The 1,225-nt window shown below is 72.5% G+C and carries 1 protein-coding gene; it reads right to left on the bottom strand.

Going from position 1 to position 1,225, the window contains the following annotated elements; genetic code table 11:
- Positions 1–1,225, bottom strand: a 1,225-nt coding sequence (locus OEZ60_RS22110; protein ID WP_263341029.1) for a CoA transferase, incomplete at both ends; no start/stop codon positions are given.

Genomic DNA, 1,225 nt, shown 5'->3' on the forward strand with positions numbered 1-1,225 from the left:
CGATCATCGCGGCGATGGCGTCGGGCGCGTATCCGATCCGGCCCAGAACCTCGCGGGTATGGACGCCGTATTTCGGCATCGGGCCGGGGATGGTGATGCGTCCGCGCCCGGGCCGCACCGCGTTCGGCGCGACGAGATCGGCCCAGCGGCCCAGCGGATGGCGGTCGTGGCGGATCACCCGGAACGTCGCCTGCGTCAGGTCGATCGCCCCCTCGCTCTCGCGCTGCAGCGCCGCGTCGCGGGTGGCGTGGAGCGAGCCGAGCCGCACCACCGCCGAGGAGGTGCCGGCGAACGCTTCCGCCCAATGCGCGAAGGGCCGGGTGGCGAAGCGTTCGGCCAAGGCGGCGGACAGCTCGGCCTCACAACGGTCCGCGAGATCGGCGAGATCGGCGACCGCGCGCAGCGCCTCGCGCTTCTCCTCCGGCGCGGCGAAGAACATCCAGCCGTCGGCCGCCTCGTAGCAGTGGTAGAACGGCCCCCAGCCCCGCGCCTCGCGGCCCGAGGGCTCGTCGAAGGGCGCCCGGCCCTCGTAGTCGTACATGAACTGCGCCTGGATCAGGTTGCCGGCCGCGGCGAGCGCGGCGCGGGCGATGCCGCCCTTGCCGGTGCGGGTCCGCCGCTCCAGCGCCGCGCCGAGCGAGACGCAGGCGCAATAGCCCGTCAGCACGTCGATCGTGCCGAAATGGGCATGCTCCTCGGGTGTTTCCATGCCGCCGCCGAAGCGGACCATGACGCCGGTCGCCGCCTGGGCGAGGTCGTCATAGCCGAGATGATCGGATTTCGGCCCCCGCATCGGCCCGCCGAAGGCGTCGAGCTGAACAAGGATCGCCTGCGGATTGAGCGCCGCGAGCCGCTCGGGCGACAGGCCGAGCTTGTCGCGCTGCTCGTCGGTGCCGTTCATCGTGATGACGTCGGCCTCGGCGATGAGCCTTGCCAGCGCCTCCTGGCCCTCCGGGGACTTGAGGTTCAGGAGCACGCTTTTCTTGCCGCGCTGCGCATGGAGGCCGAAGACCACCGCGTTCCAGGGATCGACCGAGGGCTCGACCGGCTGCACCAGCGTCACCTCGGCGCCGTAGCGCGCCAGCGTCGAGCCGATCGTCGGCCCGGCGATCACGTTGGTGAGGTCGAGCACCTTCACCCCGTCGAGCCAGCCGCCCGCGCCGGATGCCCCGGGCGCCGGGCGGACGGGTTCGGAGAGGATCGCGTCGAGCCGCGCGCGCGCATC

It is taken from the genome of Albidovulum salinarum, assembly GCF_025673475.1.
Taxonomy (GTDB): domain Bacteria; phylum Pseudomonadota; class Alphaproteobacteria; order Rhodobacterales; family Rhodobacteraceae; genus Albidovulum; species Albidovulum salinarum.